Source organism: Microbacterium sp. 71-23 (assembly GCF_001897265.1).
GTDB lineage: Bacteria > Actinomycetota > Actinomycetes > Actinomycetales > Microbacteriaceae > Microbacterium > Microbacterium ginsengisoli.
In genome coordinates this window covers 151,028-171,067 of record NZ_MKSL01000039.1, presented here as the reverse complement: position 1 = coordinate 171,067, position 20,040 = coordinate 151,028, and the positions used below count along the sequence as shown (strand labels likewise).

At 69.5% G+C, this 20,040-nt stretch carries 18 protein-coding genes and 1 tRNA gene; 8 read left to right on the top strand and 11 right to left on the bottom strand.

Going from position 1 to position 20,040, the window contains the following annotated elements:
• Positions 1 to 49 precede the first annotated feature (49 nt).
• The 6 genes from BGO15_RS13195 to BGO15_RS13170 form a co-directional block, all read right to left on the bottom strand.
• Positions 50 to 1,117 (bottom strand): hypothetical protein, encoded by a 1,068-nt coding sequence (locus BGO15_RS13195; protein WP_162238317.1) that lies wholly within the window; start codon positions 1,115 to 1,117, stop codon positions 50 to 52.
• A gap of 265 nt (positions 1,118 to 1,382) precedes the next feature.
• A complete protein-coding gene (locus tag BGO15_RS13190) occupies positions 1,383 to 2,771 on the bottom strand; it encodes a hypothetical protein (protein ID WP_056518847.1) in 1,389 nt (462 codons plus the stop codon).
• 516 nt (positions 2,772 to 3,287) lie between these two features.
• Positions 3,288 to 4,712: an ATP-binding protein gene (locus BGO15_RS13185; RefSeq protein WP_082482985.1), complete on the bottom strand. Its 1,425-nt coding sequence runs from the start codon at positions 4,710 to 4,712 to the stop codon at positions 3,288 to 3,290.
• Between the two features lie 316 nt (positions 4,713 to 5,028).
• On the bottom strand, positions 5,029 to 6,270 hold the full coding sequence (locus tag BGO15_RS13180) for a RusA family crossover junction endodeoxyribonuclease (RefSeq protein ID WP_056206426.1): 1,242 nt from the start codon (positions 6,268 to 6,270) through the stop codon (positions 5,029 to 5,031).
• Positions 6,271 to 6,560: 290 nt separating this feature from the next.
• Positions 6,561 to 6,651 (bottom strand) — tRNA-Ser (locus BGO15_RS13175).
• A gap of 62 nt (positions 6,652 to 6,713) precedes the next feature.
• Positions 6,714 to 7,664, bottom strand: coding sequence for an LLM class F420-dependent oxidoreductase (locus tag BGO15_RS13170; protein WP_235557384.1), 951 nt, complete (start codon positions 7,662 to 7,664; stop codon positions 6,714 to 6,716).
• 47 nt (positions 7,665 to 7,711) lie between these two features.
• Between BGO15_RS13170 and BGO15_RS13165 the strand changes: the two genes are divergently transcribed.
• Both BGO15_RS13165 and radA read left to right on the top strand, forming a co-directional pair.
• Positions 7,712 to 8,662, top strand: coding sequence for an L-lactate dehydrogenase (locus BGO15_RS13165; protein ID WP_056206424.1), 951 nt, complete (start codon positions 7,712 to 7,714; stop codon positions 8,660 to 8,662).
• 59 nt (positions 8,663 to 8,721) lie between these two features.
• Complete coding sequence (gene radA / locus BGO15_RS13160) at positions 8,722 to 10,080, top strand: DNA repair protein RadA (protein WP_056518850.1); 1,359 nt, start codon at positions 8,722 to 8,724, stop codon at positions 10,078 to 10,080.
• A 79-nt stretch (positions 10,081 to 10,159) separates the two neighbouring features.
• Here the strand turns inward: radA and BGO15_RS13155 are convergent, their stop codons facing one another.
• From BGO15_RS13155 to BGO15_RS13140, 4 genes are all read right to left on the bottom strand, one after another.
• The gene (locus BGO15_RS13155) at positions 10,160 to 10,564 is read right to left on the bottom strand and encodes a hypothetical protein (RefSeq protein WP_045247370.1); all 405 of its coding nucleotides are present in this window, start codon (positions 10,562 to 10,564) and stop codon (positions 10,160 to 10,162) included.
• Between the two features lie 4 nt (positions 10,565 to 10,568).
• Complete coding sequence (locus tag BGO15_RS13150) at positions 10,569 to 11,315, bottom strand: gamma-glutamyl-gamma-aminobutyrate hydrolase family protein (protein WP_056518852.1); 747 nt, start codon at positions 11,313 to 11,315, stop codon at positions 10,569 to 10,571.
• A 52-nt stretch (positions 11,316 to 11,367) separates the two neighbouring features.
• Positions 11,368 to 12,042 carry a hypothetical protein gene (locus BGO15_RS13145; RefSeq protein ID WP_327037317.1) on the bottom strand — a complete coding sequence of 225 codons (675 nt, stop codon included), beginning with the start codon at positions 12,040 to 12,042 and terminating at the stop codon, positions 11,368 to 11,370.
• A gap of 83 nt (positions 12,043 to 12,125) precedes the next feature.
• Positions 12,126 to 12,668 carry an amino-acid N-acetyltransferase gene (locus BGO15_RS13140; RefSeq protein ID WP_056206440.1) on the bottom strand — a complete coding sequence of 181 codons (543 nt, stop codon included), beginning with the start codon at positions 12,666 to 12,668 and terminating at the stop codon, positions 12,126 to 12,128.
• A gap of 69 nt (positions 12,669 to 12,737) precedes the next feature.
• Between BGO15_RS13140 and BGO15_RS13135 the strand changes: the two genes are divergently transcribed.
• From BGO15_RS13135 to BGO15_RS13115, 5 genes are all read left to right on the top strand, one after another.
• Positions 12,738 to 13,508, top strand: coding sequence for an isocitrate lyase/PEP mutase family protein (locus BGO15_RS13135; protein WP_056518854.1), 771 nt, complete (start codon positions 12,738 to 12,740; stop codon positions 13,506 to 13,508).
• A gap of 86 nt (positions 13,509 to 13,594) precedes the next feature.
• Entirely contained in the window at positions 13,595 to 14,728 is a 1,134-nt protein-coding gene (gene menC, locus BGO15_RS13130) for an o-succinylbenzoate synthase (protein WP_235557385.1), read from the top strand.
• Positions 14,725 to 15,294 (top strand): hypothetical protein, encoded by a 570-nt coding sequence (locus BGO15_RS13125; RefSeq protein WP_056206422.1) that lies wholly within the window; start codon positions 14,725 to 14,727, stop codon positions 15,292 to 15,294. The genes menC and BGO15_RS13125 overlap by 4 nt, the downstream gene beginning before the upstream one ends.
• Positions 15,295 to 15,373: 79 nt before the next feature.
• A complete protein-coding gene (locus BGO15_RS13120) occupies positions 15,374 to 16,759 on the top strand; it encodes a glycine--tRNA ligase (protein ID WP_056518856.1) in 1,386 nt (461 codons plus the stop codon).
• 7 nt (positions 16,760 to 16,766) lie between these two features.
• Positions 16,767 to 17,903 (top strand): pyridoxal phosphate-dependent aminotransferase, encoded by a 1,137-nt coding sequence (locus BGO15_RS13115; RefSeq protein WP_056206420.1) that lies wholly within the window; start codon positions 16,767 to 16,769, stop codon positions 17,901 to 17,903.
• A gap of 389 nt (positions 17,904 to 18,292) precedes the next feature.
• On the opposite strand, the gene BGO15_RS13110 is transcribed toward BGO15_RS13115, so the two are convergent.
• On the bottom strand, positions 18,293 to 18,814 hold the full coding sequence (locus tag BGO15_RS13110) for a YbhB/YbcL family Raf kinase inhibitor-like protein (RefSeq protein WP_056206419.1): 522 nt from the start codon (positions 18,812 to 18,814) through the stop codon (positions 18,293 to 18,295).
• A 142-nt stretch (positions 18,815 to 18,956) separates the two neighbouring features.
• On the opposite strand from BGO15_RS13110, the gene BGO15_RS13105 reads away from it, so the two are divergent.
• Complete coding sequence (locus tag BGO15_RS13105) at positions 18,957 to 20,021, top strand: DUF5684 domain-containing protein (RefSeq protein WP_056206417.1); 1,065 nt, start codon at positions 18,957 to 18,959, stop codon at positions 20,019 to 20,021.
• Positions 20,022 to 20,040: the final 19 nt, after the last annotated feature.

Genomic DNA, 20,040 nt, shown 5'->3' with positions numbered 1-20,040 from the left:
TCCCTGCCCGCGACCGCGGACAACAGGACGACTCTCATAACGACTGGACCTACGAAACGGGGTCAGCCCACGTCGCCGCATCGTCCACGATCAGCCCGAGCGCCACGAGGATGCGCTCTCTCACACCCGCCGAGCGCGCCTCGTCGCTGGCCAGCAGGTGCGACAGGCGCGTGGACACGCCGTACTGCAGGGCCGTGTCCGACGAGCCGGCGCTCGGCGAAACGGTTCCCGGCCCGACGATCGCGCCGAGGCCGTAGAAGTCCCGAAAGTACTCCTCATGATCGAAGTTCCTCATCACCGCCTTCGGGCGCTTGCGCTCTCCGTTCAGGGGGCGGTCCAGAATCGACGGCATCCTCAGCTTCAGGTTCGTCGGAGCGGGAAAGAAGCTGTCGCCGATCAGCTCGATCGGATGGCTTCCCTGCTCGCAGAACTCGCAGTGCTGGTCCTCCGACACGCGGTACGAGTCGTGGGGCCGCAGGCGCGGATCGCGCACCGACTCGACGTACGGCTCGTCGAGGTTCGATAGGTCGCACAGTACCGCGCCGTTCTCCGCGAGCGGCGGCGTCCGCGACAGGTAGAACGCCGTGACGATGCGGTTGGCGGGCGCGTAGCCGCGCGAGACGAGCTCGTGCGCGAGCGAGCCCGAGCTCGAACTCGAGATCACCACCCAATCCCGGTTCGGGACCAGCTTGAGATTGTCCTCATAGCCCTCGTAGCCGCCGAACGTGTCGACGGAGACGCCGCTCACCCTCGAATCCATCCGCGCCCACAGGTCTTTCACTGCGTGCAGGAGCGGGATGATGCCGCCGGTGTCGGCGAACAGGCGGGCGCCCGGGGTGGGCGTGAGCAGCGACAGCATGCACATGGCGATGAAGTATGCGTGCTGGGCGCGCGCCACCGACTGCGAGGTCCGCATGAAAACCTCCGAGTGCCCTCGGCCGGGCCGCTCGTAGTGATAGCCGGCGCTCGCTGGCGACAGGGATTCGGTATCGCGGAAGATCTGCCGCATCCCATCGCTCTGCACGTGCTGCACTATCACCGGATCGAGCACTAGCGGCTCGTAGCCCGGCGGCAGAGCACCGATGGGCACCTCCGTCCAGGATCCGCCTTCGCTCACTTCGAACAGTCGATAGTGCACGAGGCCGAGGTGAAGCGCGCGGTTCTTGAACTCGTCGAGCTGGCTCAGATCGTCGAAGCTCTTTCGCGCGTCGGTCGGGAAGACGAACCACGCCTCGGCGACTTCAGGGCGCGGCGTGAGGAAGCGGTCGATCGCGGTGAGGTGGGCGGGTGCCGCCGGGAACGGGAACGCCGACCACTGCACGGCTACCGTCGTGCGGTACCCGCCGTCGATGGTCACGTCGGTCGCGAAGATGAAGGCGTCGTTATCGACGTGCGTTCGTCTCATGGTTCACGTCCCCCAACGTGTAATCGATCGGCAGCATCAGAGTGACGTCCGTGCCCACGCGAGGCCCCGCATAGAAGTCGTCGTAGTCCTCGGGTACCCACTCGGTGAACAGCGGCGACTCGGGCCGCGGGCGGATCGGCCGCGCGATGAAGTCGCGGTGCAGTTCCAGCGAACCCGTGCGGATGGTCATGAACCCGCGCAGGTTGGTCATGAGCAGCTGCACGCGCGGCAAGCCCAAGTTGCCCGTTCCCCGGAAGCTCGTGCGCACCGTCTTGTTAAGCGCCGTCTTAAGCAGAACGACCTCGGTCTGTTCGTCCAGCTCGTCGAGCTTGCCAAGGTTACCGGCCACGGATCGGGCGAGTCCGAGTCCGTCGTCGATGATGCTCACGACTCCGAGCACGAGCACGGGCGACGAGCCCGACCTGTCCGCGTCGGCCAGTTGGAGCGCCGAGGCGAGGTAGTCTGCCAGTGCGGCGTCCTCCGCGCGGACGGCGGGAAGATCCTCCGCGGTATAGCGCTCAACCGCGAACCGCAGCACGCGCAGCGAACGGCCGCTACGAGAGGTGGCATCCCTGCCGTGCCACTGCGTGTTCTGCACGAGTTCGAACAGCACCTCGCCCAGCTCGTCTTCGGGTGTCTTCTCCCGCACGCGGTAATCCATCGCCGCCACCCGCGCGCGGCCGCGAGGACGAACCGTGCGCTCTGCCAGCGTCCGGAACTCCGGTTGGCCCTCTCCGGCGAAGCGGCGCACGAACGAGCTCCCCTTCTCGGTGAGAATCCGCCTCTCGCCGAGGTGGAACAACGCGTCGCGGACGCTCGACGGTTTGTCGGGCTCGGGCCAGAGCGCGTGATAGAGGGTGCGTGCTTCCTCGTCGACGCGCCACTCGCCGTTCTCGAAGGCGTGCAGGTCGGGGCTGTGACTCAGCGAGGGAACATGGCTCGGCAGCAGGATGTACGCCGATGCCGCGCCTTCGGCGAAGTCGACGTCGCCCAGCCGGTTGTACCGCTCGAGCAGCTCGTATGCGTGCTCAGTGATCTCGGCCGTAAGGTCTGCGCCGCCCGCGTCGACGATCACGTCGGCGAGCACGGCAGCGATCGTCACGAGCTGGGAGGCCTCGAGATAGGCCGCCCAGCCGTCGGGCGCGCCTTCCGACAGGACGAGTTTCGACGCCGCCGGAACCGCTCCCCAGGTCAGCACGAACTGGATCGCCCGCCCGTCGTGGAGCGGATTCTTCGTGCTCGCGGAACCGACGATCTCGAGCTCGGCCACGTCGTCCGCGCTTCCGAGACGCAACAGGCGCTCGTGCCACTCAGCGAGATCCCGCTTGGGCACCGGCAACGCCAGTATGAATCGCTCGATCGTCATGACGCACCGCCTCGTCCGCCGGTGCGGTAGCCCGCATCCGCATGATCGGCCCGTATCGTCTTGGCCACTGTTCCCCCCGGTCGGAGCCGCGCACATCCGCTGTGCGTTCCGCCCATTGTGCGATGCGCGACCCGCACGGCGCGAATCCGACCGCTCCTTCCGCGGCGCTCACGCCACCTGTCGGCGGCGCTCGAATTCTGAAACGCCTTTCGGCGCGATGGTTTCCAGTGAGGGTCGCAGCGAGGACTACCCGAGAGATGTTCTCGCATGTCGTCGCGCCTCCGCAGCTCGAGAAGTAGACCGCACTCGGACGTCCGGGCGATGAGTCTCGCGTCGATTAGTCGCTCTCGAAGGTCAATCCCCCCGACGAATCACGGAGTGTGAGTGTCATCGCCCGCGCCGAGCACGCTGCTAATCGTGATCGGATCAGATTGCAACGTGGCCCTATCTACTCGCATTAGACACGGTCCTTTCTGTGAGGGCATTGATCCGTTGGCGGTCGATCCCGAGCATCGGCTACTCAAGCTTCCAGACTGCTCGCGGATCCCGCGCGGATTTTCCGACCCAGAGCACGAGCCCCTCTTCCTGCAGGGCCTTCAATCTCTTCATCACAGTGGGCCGGCTCATTCCTAGCGCCTCCCCGATCTCTCCCGTCCCCAGCTCGGCTGCGGTCGCGCGAAGCAGATCCAACACATCTTGGCTTCGTGACGGCAAACGAGACGCGACCGACGGATCAAGCCTCGCGACCGCGGCGAGCGTGAGCCTTACAGACGACTGCGTTTGGCGATAAACAGGATCAGTTAGTCCGACTCGGCGCATCTCGTCGAAGATACGGCGGATACCTTCGCCGAGTTCTTGGCCGATACGGAGGTCAGCGCAGACACGCGCTACGCGCGGATTTCTGGCGAAGCGACCGATCTCTAGTGGCTTTCGCAGGTCGGCGAGCCCGGGGAATCTTCCGGGGCTCTCAACCTCGACACGGTCCGGGAAGATCTCGACTCGGATGTGGTCTCCCCCCAGACTGTACGAGCGATGAATGACAGCATTGACCACTCCCTCTAGCCACGCATCGCGCGGAACGATCTGCTCGTCCTCGAATAACCCCGACGCTTTCAGGGCTCGGCGCTTAGGTATCAGGCGTTCGATGACCCTGGCGGCCTCCTCGATCTGGCGAGGGATCGGTCCTTCTACTCGAACATCGTGCTCGGCGTCGACCATCAGTCGTGACCCACTGCCTCGTTGCGAGGAAAGATATCGGATCACTCTGATGTGCGCCTGGGGGAAGAGGTTCCCTGGGTCGGGCGCAAACAGAAGGTACCCGGCATTGGTGACGTCCCCCTGTCTAGTTAGGAGACTTCTCGCTTGCAGTAGTCGTGTAAAACTCCCTTTCGCGCCGGTTGCGTCTCTGAACTGACGGAGGAGTAGTTCGTCCAGATCACCAACTCGAACGCCATCCGCCGGCTGTCCGTCGTAATGACCCTGTCCGCGGTCGAAGGCCAGCTCCTGACGCAGGCTGTGATCCAGCTTGCGCGATTCGTCGCCAATCCGGAGATAGCAATCTCCGGACTTCGTCTCGTGCACTACCTCGCCCGGGTCCACCCGAAGCACGATTAGGGAGTCGGTCTCACCGCGCGAGTTGACACAGCCCACTTGATCGACGGTGCAGCGCACCGGTGGCACGGTGTGGTCGATAGCCGCCTGCCGGTAGTCATTGATCCGCCCGGGATTGCTCTTGATTCCTTCCACGATGCCGTCGTGAAGCCCGATGACAACTACACCCCCGTCGGCATTGGCGAGAGCGACGAGTACCGGTGCGAGACTCTTGACATCGGACCTCACAGACTTTCGGTCAAACCACTGCCCTTCGGGCAGCGAAAGCAGCTTGGGGCCAACCTCGCCGATCGGCGCGGCCAGTGCACGGTCGACATCCTTCGAGCTCACCCCTTCAGAGTAACTTTGGAGCACCGCGACATTGAGGTTGAGATTGGCGGAATCACGCGGATCGCGAGCATTGCGGGCCTTTACAGTAGCTTTCGAGTAACGATGAGAAGTGGTCGCCTAAACACGCGCGACCCACACTCCGTCGAGCGCGCCCGGCCGCGGCGCCAATGAACTCGAAGCGGAGTACGCCGAACCCCGAGCCCGCATCCACGCGTTCGCCCCCACTCGCCGCCGACCAACTGTCGGACAGACAGGGCGCGTTGCCGCTAAGCCAATCGGGGCGTCACGAACTCACCTATAGCAACGTGACGACGGCTTAGGGGTACGCGTTCTCGAGCCTTCGCTCGACGTAGTCCCCAACGAGCGACCACCAGCTTGAGTATCGATCGCCGCTCGAGAGGCCCATGACGAGCGACCCCGCCGGCATGTCCGATTGATCTGCCGGGATCGCGGCGATCTCGATGAACGGTATGTCGAGGGCACTGTCGCGAAGGTCGGGCTCATCGGCCAACCACCCATGATGATCACGTCGGGGCGGCCGTAGAACGTCCATAATCGCCGGGAGCGTCTGCTGCACGAGATTGTCGAGATCCTTCGAGTGGCCCTTCTTCTCGAACAGGATCATCGAGATGCCACTCCGTGCGCGAAGCGGCAGCAAGCGCGGGAACTGATCTCGTCGGTGTTCGAGAATCTCGCGAAGCCGTCGCTCGAACTCGACTGTTTCGCCGCGCTCGGGCAGCGTGCCCAAGTTGAAGATGTATGGGCAGTGAGACAGGCGTGCACTTGCGTGCTTCCATACGCCGAATCGATCGACGGGGAATTCCGTGAATAGCGACGAGAAGACAAGGTCCACGTGGTGCTGTTGTTGAGCCTGATCGAGGTAGTCGATCTGACTGGCAATCTGCCGGAACCGAGCTTGCTGCGTCTTTACCGCGGGGTCGAACGTACGCTGGTAGTCCACCAACTCATCGCGCTCGAAGCCAGCGTCGAACATAGATACGTCTTGCGTTCCGTAGACCGCCTTGAACGGATCCCACCTCTCCTCAAGCGTCTGCGCGACGCGGAGATCATCGAGCACACTCGCCTTCGGTTGCGCGGTAATCCAGATCTCCGCGCCTCGACGTTCTCGCTGAGCGATCCATGGAGGGGCATCGTCTCCCCAGAAAGCGGCGAGAGTCTCCACATCAAGGTGTGGACGACCAACCCGAGCGAAGAGCAGCTTGACCTGCCGGTCATCCTTGTAGACCAGCTCGGTGAGTTCGTCGAGGAGCCACTTACACGCGTTGTCGATCCTGGGCCCGTTGCGCGAGGCGCTACTAACGAAGATGTCGAGGGCGATGTCCGCTCGTGGCTTTGGCCAGTTTGTCCGACCCCGCGCATACCGCGCGAGCGCGTCCGTTTCGAAGTAGTTTCGAAGCATCTGCCGCGCTTTCTCGCGCGAGGCCCGTCGCGTCTTCTTGGTTGGCGCTTCCGTCGGAATCGTCACACGAAGCGACGCCATCCTTCGCCGATGCAGTCGCAGGTACTCGCCCGCGTCGGTCCGCCAGAAGTGCGTCACGATGCGATCCTGACGGCGCATCGGACCGGGAGCAACCGCGGCCACAGGCACCGCACGATCCCGTCCCGCGAACGCGGCGCCTCCGAGGGCGCGAGTCTCCGAGTGGTCACACGGGCGAGCCGCTCTGACCACGACTAACGGTGGGACTTCCGTGCTCCCGCACCCGGCGCGAGTCACAGCAGCACCAAACCCCAGATAGGAAGCAGTTTCGGGAATCCCAAGGCTCTTCCCAATTCTTTCCCACAACGCAGATCAGCGCCCTAAAAGAGGGCGCTGATCTGGGATAAAAATGGCGGTGACGGTGGGATTTGAACCCACGGTAGGGGGTTACCCTACACAACTTTTCGAGAGTTGCACCTTCGGCCGCTCGGACACGTCACCGCCGACGAGTGTACGTGAGGGCGACGGATGCCGCCAATCGGCGCCCGTCTGACGCTGCCGTCTCAGGCGACGCGGGCTGCGACATCCGAGACGATGTCGACCACCCGCGCGGGCTCGTCGATGCCGACGGAGAACACGTAGGTCGCTGTGAAGCCGAGGCCGGCGAGCGCCTCCACCCGCTCGGCGACGTCGTCGACGGTCGAGGCCGGGGAGACCGCGATCATGGCGGTCTTCTCGATCGTGTCGTAGTCGCGGCCGACGGCGTCGCAGTGGCCGCGCAGCACGTCGAGCTTGTGCGCGGGCACCTCGAGGTCTGCCATCGCCGACAGGTTGCAGGCGTCGGCATGCTCGGCGACGAGGCGCAGCGTCTTCTTCTCCCCGCCGCCGCCGATCATGAGGTAGGGCTTGGTGATGTTCTGCGGCGAGTTGATGGTGCGCTCGAGCTGCCAGATCCTGCCCTCGAACGGCCCGTCGTCGTCCGACCACATCTGCGCGCAGATCTGCAGGGTCTCCTCGAGCTCGCGGAAGCGCTGCGCGACCGGCGGGAACGGGAACCCGAGCCCGACGCACTCCTGCTCGTTCCAGGCGGCACCGATGCCGAGCCCGACGCGACCGCCTGAGAGCACGTTGAGCGTGGAGATCTGCTTCGCCAGCAGCGACGGATGCCGGTAGATCACGCCCGTGACGAGAGTGTGGAGCAGCACCTTCTCCGTGTGGGCCGCGATGAAGCCGAGCGTCGCGTACGCCTCGAGCATCTCGTGATCCTCCGGGCCGATACCGTGCAGTTGCCAGAAGTGGTCCATGACGGTCAGTCGCTGGATGCCGGCGGCCTCCGCATTGCGCACGTGCGCCGCGAGCGCAGGGCCGAGCTGGGCGGGTCCGGTCTTCCAGGTGAAATCAGCGATGTGCAGTCCGAACTCCATGACGCGCTCCGATCCGACGGATGCCGCACCCGTCTCCTCGCACAGGCTACGACCGCTCGCGCGACGCCGGGCCGTCTGGTCGATTAACACGGTGCGAACCGGGGGCACGGGGCATCCGTCACTGCCAGACTGACCCCGTGAGCGCGATCGAGAACTCGAAGGTCACCATCGTCGGCGCGGGAGCGGTCGGGTCGAGCGCCGCCTACGCCGCCCTCATCCGCGGGTCGGCGCGGCACGTCGCCCTGTACGACGTCGCGACCGAGAAGGTCGAGGCCGAAGTGCTCGACCTACAGCACGGCACCCAGTTCACCGGGTCGAGCGACATCATCGGCGGCAGTGACGTGAGCGTCGCCGAAGGCTCGCACGTCGTGGTGATCACGGCCGGCGCGAAGCAGAAGCCGGGGCAGACGCGCATCGAACTGGCCGGCGTGAACGCCGGCATCCTGCGCACGATGATGCCGCAGCTGCTCGAGGTCGCCCCCGACGCCATCTACGTCATCGTCACGAACCCGTGCGACGTGCTGACAGTGCTCGCGCAGGAGGCCACCGCCCTGCCGCCCGAGCGGATCTTCGCCTCCGGCACCGTGCTCGACACGTCCCGGCTGCGGGTGCGGCTCGCGCAGCGCGCCGGGGTGTCGCCGTCGAGCGTGCACGCCTACATCGTCGGCGAGCACGGCGACACCGAGTTCCCGCTGTGGTCGTCGGCCACGATCGGCACCGTGCCGATCCTCGACTGGCAGAGCGCGGGCCACCCGCCGATGACCGTCGACGAGCTCGACCAGATCGCCGTGGAGGTGCGCGACGCGGCCTACAAGGTGATCCAGGGCAAGGGCGCGACCAACTACGCGATCGGCCTGTCGAGCGCCCGCATCATCGAGGCGATCCTGCGCGACGAGCACGCCGTGATGCCCGTCTCGACCGTGCTGAGCGACTTCCACGGCGTCGATCGGGTCGCGCTCTCGGTGCCGTCGATCGTGAGTTCCCGTGGGGCGGTGCCGGTGCGCGAGAGCGCGTTCTCGCCCAGCGAGCTGGGCCTGCTGCGCCGCTCGGCCGACGCGCTCGGCGCCGTCGCCGCCTCGCTGCGATAGTCGCCGCGCCGGTCACCGCGCGGGGCGCCGATGTCGCACCCGCGACCTAACCTGGACGCATGCCGACCCGCAAGGCCGCTCCGCCCGCCTACCGCTGCACCGAGTGCGGGTGGACGACGGCGAAATGGGCCGGCCGCTGCGCCGAATGCCAGCAGTGGGGCACGGTCGTCGAGGCCGCCACCGAGACGGGCATCGTGCGGCAGGTCAGCGCGACCGCGCCGACGCGCTCGGCGCGACCGATCACGACGATCGACACCCGCGACGCCCCGCGACGCACGAGCGGGGTGGCCGAATTCGACCGTGTGCTCGGCGGCGGACTCGTGCCCGGGGCGGCGATCCTCCTCTCCGGCGAGCCCGGCGTCGGCAAGTCGACGCTGCTGCTCGAGGTCGCCGCGCAGAGCGCCCGCGCAGGCCGACGCGTGCTCTACGCGAGCGGCGAGGAGTCGACCGCTCAGGTGCGACTGCGGGCCGAGCGCACCGGCGCGCTGCACGACGAGCTCTACCTCGCCAGCGAGACCGACCTCGCCACGATCCTCGGCCACATCGACGAGACCCGACCCGACCTCGTCATCGTCGACTCGGTGCAGACGGTCACCTCGTCGCTCTCCGACGGCGCCGCCGGCCAGCCCGCGCAGGTGCGCGAGGTGGCGGCATCCCTGATCCGGGTCGCCAAGGAGCGCGACCTGCCGATCATCATCGTCGGCCATGTCACGAAAGACGGCCAGGTGGCCGGGCCGCGCATCCTCGAGCACCTCGTCGACGTCGTCTGCCACTTCGAGGGCGACCGGCAGACCTCGCTGCGGTTCGTGCGCGCGCTCAAGAACCGCTTCGGCCCCACCGACGAGGTCGGATGCTTCGACATGACCGGATCGGGCATCGTCGAGGTCGCCGACCCCAGCGCCCTGTTCCTCGGCACCGGCGCCCCCGTCGCCGGCACCTGCGTCGCCATCGCGATGGAGGGACGCCGGGCACTCCCCGTCGAGGTGCAGGCCCTCACGATCCACACCGGCGCACCCAACCCCCGCAGGGTGGTCAGCGGGGTCGATGCGTCTCGCGTGGCGATGGTGCTCGCGGTGCTCGAACGGCGCGCGGGCGTCAAGCTCTCGGACTGCGACGTCTACGTCTCGACGGTCGGCGGGGTGCGCCTCACCGAGCCGGCGGCCGACCTCGCGATCGCGATCGCCGTCGCGGGGGCCGTCCGCGAGAGCGCCGTGCCCCGACAGGTCGCCGCGATCGGCGAGCTGAGCCTCGCAGGCGAGATCCGTCACGTCACCCAGGCGCCGCAACGCCGCAGCGAGGCCGAGCGCCTCGGCTACCGCACCGTGCTCGACGCGTCGGTCGGCACGATCGCGAAGGCCCTGCGGCATCCGTCGCTCATCGCCGCCCGCACGCGCGACGAGGGCGAACCAGGGTTCTGAGCGGCGCCGCGGCGGGCGGGCGCTCGGGCGCGGCGGTACCGCGCTCTCGCAGCGATCGCGGCTCGCGGTCGCGCCGCGCTCAGGCCTCGAGCGCCGCGATCAGATCGTCGGGTGTCGCCTGCATGGGATGCGGCCCGGCGATGTCGAAGAACACCGTCGTCAGCTCGTCACGGTGCGCCCGGAGGAAGAGGAGCAGGGCGGCCGGTGACTGCAGCGCCACCTCCTTCGGCAGCGTGGCCGGCTTGTGCGCCGCGTCGCTGAACAGCAGCAGCGCGACATTGCCGTTCGCCGGGTCGCGGTAGGTCCACACCTCGCCGACGTCGAGGGGGTTGTCCCGCGCACCGGGTCGCATGAGCGGCACCACTGTCGGGCCATGACGCAGCGCGAACGCGACGGCCGCGACATCCTGCGTCTGCAACGCGTCGCTCAGCTGCGTGTTGCGGAACTCGGCCTGCGCGCTCGACGCCTTCTTCTTGCCCGGCATCCGATCAGCGTAGCTGCGCCGCGCGGGCCGCGGCCTGGTCGATGACCGCGGCGAACAGGCGGGGGTCGGACGGATCCTGCTCGGGGTGCCACTGCACCGCGACGAGGTAGTCCTCCCCCGCCGTCTCGATGCCCTGCACGAGACCGTCGGCGCTGCGAGCCGAGACGACGAGACCGTCACCGACCCGGTCGATGCCCTGGTGGTGGTAGCTGAGAATGCTCGTGCCACCGGCGCCGAGCGCATCGGCGAGCCGCGTCCCGGGCTCGACTGTCGCCTCGCCGCGGGCGAACACTCCGCCGCCGATCTGGTACCGCGAATCGCCGAGCACGTCGGGCAGGTGCTGATGCAGGGTGCCGCCGAAGGCGACGTTGATCAGCTGCAGTCCGCGGCAGATGCCGAACACCGGGATGCCGCGGCGTCGCGCCCCCGCGAGCAGAGCCAGCTCCCACGCGTCCCGGTCTTCGCGCGGCCGATCGGTGGTCGGATGCGGTGCCTGTCCGTATCGCGCCGGGTCGACGTCGAGGCCCCCGGTGATCACGAGCGCGTCGATGCCGTCGAGCGTCGCCTCCACCGCGGCATCCGTCACGGGCTGCGGCGGCAGCAGCACACCGACACCGCCCTGGGTGGTGACAGCGTCGAGGTACGTGGCGGGAAGGTAGGGCGCGCGAAGGTCCCAGATGTCCTGCTGGATGCGCTCGAGGTAGGTCGTGAGCCCGATGACGGGCGGGCGGCCTGCGGGTGCGGCGGTCATACCGAGAATCCTGGCACCCCTGCGACCCGTCGCCGCGCGGCGGCGGGACCGGTCAGTTCAGCTGGAACGACGCGGTCTGGGTCGAGGGGATCCCGCCGATCGACACCGACAGATGGTAGGTCGCCCCGCCCGCACCCGCGCGGGGGCGCGAGGTGCTGTTGCACGTGTCGACGGACGATCGGGTGCGGTCCCAGGTGAGCGGGCTCGCACTCTGCACACTCTGCCCGGCGGTGAGGGTCACGACCTGATCGCTCGGGTCGGTCTGGCAGTCGGTGGAGCGCCACCAGGTGTCGGAACCGCTCGTGATCGTGAACACCTGCTGCGCGGAGCCGACGTTGATGGTGCAGTCGACGCCTGATGTGTTGGTCAGCTTGATCGACAGCTTCGGGTTCTGCCCCGACGCGTACGAGGTCTGGTCGACGACCGGGTCGACAGTCACCTCGTTCGCCGTGCAGGCGCCCGGCGTCCCGCCGGGAGTCGGAGTGGATGCCGCGGCCCCCGGTGTCGCCGCACCGGGAGGCGCAGACGGGCTGGCCGCGCCGGTCGCAGCGGGCGAATCGACAGGGGAGAGAGACGAGGACGACTGCGGCGCCCCGCGCCACGGCTGGGCGATGACGACGAAGACGACCGCGGCGATGACGACCACCAGCACGAACAGCACGGCCAGGCGCCGGCGCCGATAGACGGCGCGCGAGTGCCGACGACGGCGGAGCGGCGGGATGGTCACCGTTCCAGGCTAGGCGGCGGGTCGACGGCGACGCGACGCCCGCGCCGGGGGCCGCGGCATCCGTGCGTCGCGACCGGGACGGGTCAGAGGTTCTTGAGCATGCGCGTGTTGCCGAGGGTGTTCGGCTTCACGTGCGCGAGGTCGAGGAACTCGGCCACACCCTCGTCGGGACTGCGCACGAGCTGCGAGTAGACGTCGTTGTCGACGACGTGCTCGCCGATGGGCGCGAAGCCGCGACGGGTGAAGAAGTCGACCTCGAAGGTGAGGCAGAACAGGCGCGTGAGGCCGAGCCGGCGGGCGTGCTCCTCCAGGGTCTCGACGACCGCACGGCCGACGCCGGTGTGCAGCCACGGGTCGGCCACGATGAGAGTGCGCACCTCGCCGAGGTCCTCCCACATGACGTGCAGAGCACCGCACGCGATGACCTCGCCCTCGGCGTCGACGGCGACGACGAACTGCTGCGTGGCCTCGTAGAGCACGACGAGGTCTTTGCCGAGCAGGATGCGACGCTGCACGTACGGCTCGAGCAGGCGATGGATGGCGCGCACATCGGCGGTGCGCGCACGGCGGATCTCGAACGATCCGGTGTTGACGGGGGACGCTCCGGAGGATGCGGCGTCGGTCATGCTGACCACAGTAGACCGCACACCCCGTGGCATCCGGGCGTACCGGCGTCACCGGTGTTGACTCGTGCCATGTCGATCGTCGAGAAGGGCGCCGCGCTGCGCGCGCTGCACACCGATCCGCCGTTGCTGACCCTGGTGAACGTGTGGGATGTCGCCTCCGCCCGGGTCGTGGCCGCCCACCCGCGCACCCGCGCGATCGCGACGGCCAGTCACGCGATCGCGGCAGCTTTCGGCTACGACGACGGGGAGCGGATCCCGCTCGAGCTGCACCTCGCCACCGTCGAGCGCATCGTCGCGTCGACCACGCTGCCGGTGACCGCCGACCTCGAGGCCGGCTACGGCGACCCCGCGGCAACCGTGCGCCGCGCGATCGACGTGGGCGTGGTGGGCGCGAACCTCGAGGACGAACTGCGACCGCTCGCGGCGGCGAGCGCGGCGGTCGCGGCGGCTGTCGAGGCGGCGGATGCCGCGGGCGTGCCGTTCTCCCTCAACGCCAGAACGGATGCGTTCCTGCGCGCCGAGGGCCGTGGCCGTGCGGAGTCGCTGGCCGACGCGATCACCCGTGGGCGCGCCTACCTCGCGGAGGGCGCCACCTGCGTGTTCGTGCCCGGCGTGCTGGACGAGCCCGAGGTGCGCGAGCTCGTCGCCGCGTTCGGGCCCGGAAGGCTCAGCGTTCTCGCCGCTCCGGGGTCGCTCCCGCTCCCCGTGCTCGCCGCGCTCGGCGTCGCCCGCGTCTCGTTCGGTCCGTGGCCGCAGCGTGCCGCCCTCACGGCGCTCGACCGGCTCGTCGACGAGGTCGCGGACGACGGGCTCCCCGTCGGCATCCGCCCCCTCGTCTGAGACCCGGCTCCGCACCCGATCACGATCCGGTGACGGCGGGCGTTCTTCAGCGGGGGCACAGCATGCCCCTCGGTACCCTGAAAGGCGTGCCTTCCCCACAATCCTGCCGATCCGTCGCGCTCGACGGCATCGAGCTGCGGGTGCTGCACATCCCCCTCGTGAGTCCCTTCACGACCTCGTTCGGCACCGAGTCGGTGCGCGAGGTCATCGTCGTGCGGGCGCTCACCTCCGACGGCGAAGGCTGGGGCGAGATCGTCACGCAGGAGGCGCCGCTCTACTCGAGCGAGTACACGCAGGGCGCGTGGGACGTGGCGCGCCGCTTCCTGATCCCGGCGCTGCTCGACCGTCACCGCCTCGCCCCCGAGGAGGTCGCCGGCACGCTCGCCCCCATCGTCGGCCACCGCATGGCCAAGGCCGGCCTCGAGCTCGCCGTTCTCGACGCGTCGCTGCGCAGCGAGGGCCGCTCACTCGGTGAGCGCCTGGGCGCCGTCGTGCCGCGGATCCCCTCGGGCGTCTCGGTGGGCATCCAGCGCGACGCGTCGACGCTCGTCGACACCGTCGCCGGCTACCTCGCCGAGGGTTACCGCCGCATCAAGATCAAGATCAAGCCGGGCCGCGACGTCGCCGACACCGCAGCGGTACGCGACGCGTTCGGCGACATCCCCCTGCAGGTCGACGCGAACTCCGCCTACACGCTCGCCGACATCGACACGCTCGTCGAGCTCGACCGCTTCGACCTGCTGCTCATCGAGCAGCCCTTGCGGGAGGACGACCTGGTCGACCACGCCACCCTCGCCGAGCGCCTGTCGACGCCCGTCTGCCTCGACGAGTCGATCACCTCGTTCAAGGCCGCCGGCGACGCGCTCGCGCTGGGCGCGGCATCCGTCATCAACATCAAGGCCGGACGCGTGGGCGGCTACCTCGAGGCGGTGCGCATCCACGACCTGTGCCGCAACGCCGACGTGCCGGTGTGGTGCGGCGGCATGCTCGAGACGGGCATCGGCCGCGCCGCGAACGCCGCCCTCGCCGCGCTCCCCGGCTTCACCCTGCCCGGCGACGTGTCGGCCTCGAACCGCTTCTACACGCAGGACATCGTGCGCGACCCCATCACCCTCGTCGACGGGCACGTCGACGTTCCCACCGGCCCCGGCCTCGGCATCGAGATCGATCCGGTCGCCCTCGACGAGTTCACCGTCCTGCGCGAGGAGGTGCGCCGATGATCCGGATGCCGCGCCTCGCCGCCACGGCCCTCGTCGCCGTCGCCGCGATCGGCCTCCTCTCCGGCTGCGCCGGCCGCGCCGTCGCGCACCCGGCGCCGTCGGCGACCGCGCTGCCGACGGGCATCACCGCGTGGCTCGCGACGTCGCCCGAGACGGCGCCGAGCATCGTCACCTCGACAAGCGGCCAAGAGGCCTACCTCGTGGTGCGCAACGACACCACCCAGCCGATCGTCATCAACCGGGTGCGCATCGACGACCCCCGCTTCCTCGGCCTCGGCTACCGCGTAGGCGCCGTCTCCAGCTCGGTCGCCGCCGGTGAGGAGGCGCGCATCGCCGTGCAGCTTCCGGAGATGATCTGCGACGAGACGGGCAGCGCTGCCACGGCGGCCGCCGAGGCCCTGACGGACGCCTCCCCGCGCGCCACGCCCGCGGCGACCAGCGCCGCCAGCGCCACCGTGTCGGTCGGATTCGCCCTCGGGGCGGCCGTCGGCGTCGCCTACACGCCGCTCGACGACCCGAACGGCGTCCTCGACTCCGCCTACGCCGCCCAGTGCGGCGCCCGCTGACGATTAGACTCGGGGGATGCCGCCGGCCCGCGGCATCCGCGATTTCTCGCACTCTCCCCCTCCGACCATTGGAGCCACCGTGGCCGTGCAGTCCCGCCTCGACAAAGTGATCGCCCTCGCCCGCCACCGCGGGTTCGTGTTCCAAGCGGGCGAGATCTACGGCGGATCCCGGTCCGCATGGGACTACGGACCCCTCGGCACCGAGCTGAAGGAGAACATCCGTCGGCAGTGGTGGCAGACGTTCGTGCGCGGTCGCGCCGACATGGTCGGCCTCGACTCGTCGATCGTGCTGCCCAAGCAGGTGTGGGAGGCGTCGGGTCACGTCGCGACGTTCACCGACCCGCTGGTGGAGTGCCTGAGCTGCCATAAGCGCTTCCGAGCCGACAATCTGCTCGAGGACTTCGAGGCCCGCAAGGGCCGCCCGGCCGAGAACGGCCTCGCCGATGTGCCGTGCCCGAACTGCGGCACCAAGGGTCAGTACACCGAGCCGCGTGCGTTCTCGGGTCTGATGAAGACCTACGTCGGCGTCGTCGACGACGAGTCGGGCCTGCAGTTCCTGCGCCCGGAGACCGCGCAGGGCATCTTCGTCAACTTCGCGAACGTGCTCACCGCGAGCCGCAAGAAGCCGCCGTTCGGCGTCGGCCAGATCGGCAAGGCGTTCCGCAACGAGATCACCCCCGGCAACTTCATCTTCCGCACCCGCGAGTTCGAACAGATGGAGATCGAGTACTTCACCCCGGAGGCCGAAGCCGACGAGTGGTTCGAGCACTGGGTCGAAGCCTGCTGGAACTGGTTCATCGACCTCGGCATCGATGCCGACAACATGCGCCGCTTCGACGTCCCCGAAGAGGACCGTGCGCACTACTCGGCCGGCACGATCGACGTCGAGTACCGCTTCGGCTTCCCGGGCAAGGAGTGGGGCGAGCTCATGGGCATCGCGAACCGCACCGACTTCGACCTCGGCAACCACTCGACCGCGTCGGGCCAGTCGCTCACGTACTTCGACCAGGCGTCGGGCGAGAAGTACACGCCTTACGTCATCGAGCCCTCCTTCGGCCTCACGCGGTCGATGATGGCGTTCCTCGTCGACGCCTACGTCGAGGAGGAGGTGCCGAACGCGAAGGGCGGCACCGACGTGCGCACGGTGCTCAAGCTCGACCCGCGCCTCGCCCCCGTCAAGGTCGCGGTGCTGCCGCTGTCGCGCAATGAGAACCTCTCGCCGCTCGCGCGTGAGGTCGCCGACGATCTGCGCGGTGCGTGGAACGTCGACTTCGACGACGCCGGCGCGATCGGTCGCCGCTACCGCCGCCAGGACGAGATCGGCACGCCGTTCTGCGTCACCGTCGACTTCGACTCCCTCGAGGACAGGGCGGTCACTGTGCGCGAGCGCGACACGATGAGCCAGGAGCGGGTGCCGCTCGAGGCCCTGCACGGCTACCTGGCCGAGCGGCTGCGCGGCGCCTAGGCTCCGGATGCCGCGCCCCTCCCCTCTCGCGCAGTCGGTGCCACCCAGCGGCATCCGTCGCATTTTCGAGCTCGCCCAGACGCTCGACGACGTGATCGCACTGTCGGTCGGGGAGCCGGAGGTCGCTGTCGCCCCGCACGTGCTCGCCGCGGGGGCGGATGCGTGGGAGCAGGATGTCACCAACTACACCGCGAACTCGGGCATCGCGCCGCTGCGCGCGGCACTGGCCGCGAAGCTCGCGTCGTTCAACGGCTACACCGGCGGTGCGGATCACGTGCACGTCACGGCAGGCGGATCGCAGGCGCTGCATCTCGCGATGACGCTGACCCTGTCGCCGGGCGACGAGATCCTCATTCCCGACCCCGGCTACTCGACGTTCGCGATGGCGCCGCGGCTCGTCGGCGCCGTGCCGGTGCCGTACACGCTGACGGTGGCCGACGCGTTCGTGCCCGACGTCGACCGGCTCGACTCGCTCGTCACCGAGCGCACGCGGGTGCTGCTGGTCAACAGCCCGTCGAACCCGCTCGGCGTCGTGTACCCGCCGGAGGTGGTGGACGCACTGGTCGCGTTCGCCCGCCGTCATGACCTGTGGATCATCAGCGACGAGGTCTACGAGTACCTCACGTTCGGGCTGCCGTTCACGAGCGTGCTCGCGGCCGCCCCTGAGCGCACCGTCGGTGTGTTCTCGCTCTCCAAGACCTACGCGCTCACCGGCGCGCGCATCGGCTACCTCGTGACGCCGCCGCCGCTCACGCCCCTGTTCGGTCCGGCGAACGAGGCGATCGTCAGCTGCGTCAACGCGCCCGCGCAGTACGCGGCGCTCGCGGCGGTGACAGGCCCGCAGGACGCGGTCGAGGCCGCCCGCGCGACCTATGCCGCGAACCTCGCCGCCGCCCGCGAGCTGCTCGATGCCCGCGGCATCCCATACCTGCGCTCCGACGGCGCGTTCTACCTCTGGATCGATGTGTCCCACGCCTCGGGCGGCGACGTGTCCAGCTGGGCGGAGCGGTTCCTCGTCGCCGAGCGGGTGGCCGTGGCACCGGGGTCCGCGTTCGGCGCGGCCGGCGAAGGGTGGGTGCGCGTCTGCTACGCCGGTCGCGTCGAGCCGCTGCTCACCGGGCTGTCACGCCTGCCGCAGCCCTAGCGCGCGGCGCCCGCCGCCGGGCGGCCCGCCGCCCGGCGGCCCACCGCGCGGCCCGCTGCCGCACGGCACGTTCCGCGACGTACGGCGCCGCGCGCACCGCGCAACGAGCCGTCTCACCGACCTCGACCGGCTTGACCGGCTCGGCGCCACCGCGGCCCACGGCCCACGCGCGCGGCCCACGGCGCGCGGCCGCACGGCCGCACGGCCACCCGACGGACCGCAGCAGCACCACGCGCTGTCGCACGGCACGTTGCGCGGCGCACGGCCGCGCGCGCGTCGCGCAACGTGCCGTCCCACCGACCTCGGGCGGCTCGGGCGGCGACCGGCGACCGGCGGCCGCCGGACCGCGGCCAGCGTGCCGCGCCGCCGACGGGCACGGATGCCGCCGGTCAGTGCGCGTACGTGCCGTGGATGATCGCGCGGCCGAGGGTCTGGAACGCCAGCTGGAACGAGGCGACGGCGGGTGAGGCATCCTCGTCGATGCCGAGGGTCGGCGCCCCGACCGCGTGCACGACGAAGAAGTAGCGGTGCACCTGGTCGCCGGCAGGCGGCGCGGCACCCATGAATCCCGGCTGGCCGGCGTCGTTGCGCAGATGGAAGGCACCCTCCGGCAGCGCGGCCGCCGCGGCGCCGCGCTCGAGCGAGGTCACCGAGGCAGGAAGATCGACGAGCATCCAGTGCCAGAACCCCGACGGGGTGGGCGCGTCGGGGTCGTAGCACGTCACGACGTACGACTGGGTGCCCTCGGGGGCGCCCGACCAGCTGAGCTGCGGCGAGGTGTTGCCGAACTCGGCGACCTGCGCGTCGTCGAGCGGGGCGCCGTCGGTGATGTCGGCGCTCGTGACGGTGAAGGCCGGCACGGCGGGCAGCAGCGGGTACGGGTCGGGGGTGACGGGGCGTTCGAGGCTCATGCCCCCACGCTACGTCGCGCCGGCTCCGCGCGCACCGGGGTCGCGGGTCGAGACATCCGCCGTTCGGCCTGTGCACAGTGCCGTTCGGGGGCATCGCGCCCGGTAACGTCGAGCGCGCCGGACGCTGATCGGGGGGAGAGACATGACGGATGCCGCGGGCTCCCTCGTCGTCGCGGTCGTGATCGTCGCGACGCTCGTCGTCGTGGCCGCGACCCTGCACGCGTGGTACGCGGCGGGGCTGTCGCGGGTCTTCCGGGCGGTCGACGCGGACGGCTGGCGGGCCTGGATCCCGGTGGGCAACGAGGCCGAGCTGCTGCGCCTGGCCCGGTTCGAGCCGGCGCTCGCGGTGCTCGCATTCGTCCCGGTCGTAAACGTCTACGGCTACGTCGTACACGTGAGGGCGGTACACCGCGTCGGTGCCCGCTTCGGACTCGGCGTCGGCACGACGGTGATCGGCGCCCTCCTCCCACCGGTCTGGGCGATGGTCGTCGGCGCCCGCGCCCCGCTCCCACCCGCCGAAGTACGCACCCCTTCCGACGACGAGGACGATGACACGCCCGCGGTGATGGTCGGCCTGATCGGCGAGCGTGTGCCGGCGGCCGATGCCGCTCCCCTCCCCGCTCCCCCCGGGGGCTCGCCGCTCGCTGCCCCCGGCGCCACTCCGCTCGCCCCCGCCGGCCCCCCGCGGGCGCACGCCGCCGGGGTGCCGACGGTCGCGGCTCCCGCCGCCCAGACACCTCCCGCATCCGAATCTGCCGCCGAGGTGGTCGACGCGGTTCCCGCCTCGCACGACCTGCCGTCGGTGCTCCCCACCGACGTCGCCGATCTGCCGCTCCGCCGACGCTCACGGCGTTCCGTGGCACCCGGCGACGGAACGACGGCGGCCGCCTGGTGGATCGTCACCGCCGACGGGGAGCGGTACGCGGTGGCGTCCGATCGGGTCATCATCGGCCGTCATCCGTTCGGTGACGAGGCCGGGGTGCAGTACCTCGCCATCGCGGACGCGACCCGCACCGTGTCGACGCAGCACGCCGCGCTGCGCCTCATCGCGGGCCGGTGGTCACTGAGCGACATCGGGTCGACGAACGGCACGAGCGTCGTCGACGCCCGCGGATCCGTGCAATCGCTGGCCGCGCACACGGTGGCCGAGATCACGGGCGAGTTCCGCCTCGGCGACATGGCGCTGCGACTCGAACCGGGCCACTGACGCGATCCGGCGGATGCCG